Origin of the sequence: Methylorubrum podarium (assembly GCF_022179745.1) — a bacterium.
Lineage (GTDB): Bacteria > Pseudomonadota > Alphaproteobacteria > Rhizobiales > Beijerinckiaceae > Methylobacterium > Methylobacterium podarium.
This window is the reverse complement of record NZ_BPRD01000067.1, coordinates 1-2,715: the sequence shown is the minus strand read 5'-3', so window position 1 is coordinate 2,715 and position 2,715 is coordinate 1. Positions and strand designations below refer to the sequence as shown.

The 2,715-nt window shown below is 67.1% G+C and carries 3 protein-coding genes and 1 pseudogene; 1 reads left to right on the top strand and 3 read right to left on the bottom strand.

Annotated elements, in window-relative coordinates; translation table 11 throughout:
- Positions 1-1,053: SulP family inorganic anion transporter (locus MFF42_RS03730; RefSeq protein WP_238254547.1), on the top strand; the 1,053-nt coding region annotated here is incomplete at its 5' end.
- On the opposite strand, the pseudogene MFF42_RS03725 reads toward MFF42_RS03730, so the two are convergent.
- The 3 genes and pseudogenes from MFF42_RS03725 to MFF42_RS03715 all read right to left on the bottom strand — a co-directional run.
- Positions 1,050-1,262, bottom strand: a pseudogene (locus MFF42_RS03725) (IS630 family transposase); the annotation flags it as partial. The gene MFF42_RS03730 and the pseudogene MFF42_RS03725 overlap by 4 nt on opposite strands.
- Positions 1,263-1,525: 263 nt before the next feature.
- Positions 1,526-1,711 carry a hypothetical protein gene (locus MFF42_RS03720; protein WP_238254546.1) on the bottom strand — a complete coding sequence of 62 codons (186 nt, stop codon included), beginning with the start codon at positions 1,709-1,711 and terminating at the stop codon, positions 1,526-1,528.
- A 23-nt stretch (positions 1,712-1,734) separates the two neighbouring features.
- Positions 1,735-2,715: exodeoxyribonuclease VII large subunit (locus tag MFF42_RS03715; protein WP_238254545.1), on the bottom strand; the 981-nt coding region annotated here is incomplete at its 5' end.

The window sequence follows — 2,715 nt, the reverse complement described above, 5'->3', positions numbered from 1 at the left end:
GGCGCGGTGGCGGGGGCCGTCGTCGCCTCGGGGCTGCTGGACTTGAATGCTGCCGGCGTACCGATTGTCGGGGCCATACCGCAAGGTCTCCCCTCGATCACCCTGCCGGATCCTGCCCTGATTCGGGCGCTCTTGCCGGGCGCTCTGGGCATCGCCCTGATGAGCTTCACTGAAAGCATCGCCGCGGGTCGGGCTTTCGTCGACCCCGGCGATCCGCCGGTCGACGCCAACCGCGAGTTAATCGCGACCGGGGCGGCGAACCTCGGCGGCGCCCTACTCGGTGCCATGCCGGCGGGCGGCGGGGCGTCGCAGACCGGTGTCGTACGGGCAGCCGGCGGCCGAACGCAGACGGCCTCGCTGGTGACGGCCGCCGCATCGCTTGCCACGATGCTGCTCCTTGCCCCGATTTTGGGTCTCCTACCGCAGGCAACCCTCGCGGCCGTGGTGATCGTCTACTCGGTGAGCCTGATCCAGCCGGGAGAATTCCGAGCCATCTACCGGGTGCGCCGCATGGAATTCCGTTGGGCGGTCGTGGCAGCCATCGGGGTCTTGGTCTTCGGGACGCTCCAGGGCATCGTCGTCGCCATCGTTCTCTCGCTCATCGGCCTCGCCCTTCAGACCGCCCGTCCTCCGGTCTTTGTCATCGGGCGCAAGCGCGGTACCGACGTCCTGCGCCCCCTTTCGGCGGAGCACCCTGACGACGAGACGTTCGACGGCCTCCTCATTCTTCGTCCCGAGGGGCGTCTCTACTTCGCGAATGCGCAGAACGTCGGCGAGCGGATCCGGGCGCTGATTGCCGAGCACAAGCCGCGCGTCGTCGTCCTCGACCTCAGCCGCGTGCCGGACATCGAGTATTCGGCGCTGAAGATGCTGCAGGAGGGGGCCCGGCGGACGAGCGTGACCCTATGGCTCGTGGACTGCAATCCTGGCGTGCTCGACATGGTGCGGCGCGCAGGCCTCGATCACGAACTCGGCCCCGACCACCTGTTGTTCAACGCCCGAACGGCAATCGAGTATTACCGGGAGCTTCAGGCACCCTCAGCGCCAAGTTAGAGCCGTTCCCGCTCACGACTAACGGCCAAGTCGGTATCGTAACCAGCTGCGGCGAGGCGGTTGCGGCACTCGTCGGCCTTGAAGCGAGCGAAGGCTTTCCGGATGGTGTGCCACAGGTCTGGGACAGTGCGGGCCGCCGCGGTTCGGAGCAGACCCTACAACTTGGCGAAAATCGACTCGATCGGATTGAAGGCCGGGCTGTAGGGCAGCAGGCTAGACGACGACCCGGTGCTACGGCTCTACACCTTCAACGTCCAGCTCTCAGCGGCGCTCTATGGTCCACTACACATGCTCGAGGCGGCGCTGTGCAACAGCGCTGATGCCCAACTGACGGCGGTGTATCGGCCGTTCTTGCTTGGGATTTTGGACCATACTCACGCCTATGCCGCAGGGGCTCCGCGAGCTGACCTCTCAGTTTGGCCGCGCGCAGCCACCGCTGATGAACACTCATCGACGGTGGTGCCGCTGTTCGTTACGCGCTGCGGCGGCGCAGCTCAGAGATCCGCGCGTTCAGTACGGCGCGTAGCTCCTGGACCTCGGTATAGGCGGCTTCCGCCTTCTCGAAGGCGGCCAGTCCATCGCGGCGGATCTCTTGGGTCAGCGCTTCGATGCGCTTGACCGCTGCCAGGAAGCTAAGGCTCTCGGGGGAATGGGTCATGGTATGGATATCCTTGTTCGATGTCAGTGAGCGGTGGAAGAGACGGGTCCGACCCGGACGGGTACGGCGCCGTCCGGGAATTGCAGCAGCAGCGGCAGGCCCGCTGAGAGATCCTGGGCGCGGGTGACGATGCGGCCCGTGTCGGTCGCGATCACCAGCGCCAGGGCTTTGCTTAGGAGGACGTCGTCCTCGGTGTCATCGAGAAGACCCACTTCGACGGGCTCGGCACCCGGTTCTTTCCGCGCAATCCCGCTGGTTGCCGCGCTCAATCCTGACAGCAGGCTCTGCTCGACGGCCCGATCGAGCTGTCGCAGGCGTGCTTCGGCCGCGGTGACGAGATCCTGTAGCGCTGTGTCGAAAGCGGTCGCGGCCCGCCCAAGGGCGATGTGGCCGGCCGCTCCGAGATCCTCCTCGATCGCTGCGTCGAAGGCGGCGAGCGCACGCTCGGCCCGGAGCCCAGTGCGCTCTATGAGATGACGCACGAGCATTGCGGCCGCCGTCGGGGTCGGCTCGGAGCGCGCTGCCACCGCATCGACGGCGGTGCGCGTCGTGCCGGCATGGCCGAGGCCGACGATGAGGTTCGGTACCCGATCAACTGTCGCGGCACGCGCAACCGCGTAGCTGTTGAGCGGACGGAATGCTTCGATTGGCCCACCGCCGCGGCACACCAGTGTTGCCGACAGGCCGTACTCGGCGTGCAGGCTCGTGACGCGGGCCAATGCCGCGGTCGGGGAGCGTTCGGCCCCCGCCCCCTCGAAGCTGGCCCACACCCGGTGAATTTGGATGAGGCCTGCCGCTTCGAGCGGCTGCAGCACGTGCTCGACGTCGCGGCGCGCCTCGCCATGCTCGGAGACGACGAGCGCAATATGATGGAGATCCTCCGGCTCGACCCAGCTGCCCGGCCCGAAGCGGGCCCCCTCGAGCCTCAGCCGCTGCAGCGTGCGCTCGCGCTCAATGTCTGCTTCGAGCGGGATCTGCCCGAGCGAAAGCAGACATTGAGCGCG

Excerpts from the sequence above, each read along its gene's own strand:
- MFF42_RS03720 (WP_238254546.1), bottom strand. The coding sequence starts at position 1,711 with ATGACCCATTCCCCCGAGAGCCTTAGCTTCCTGGCAGCGGTCAAGCGC.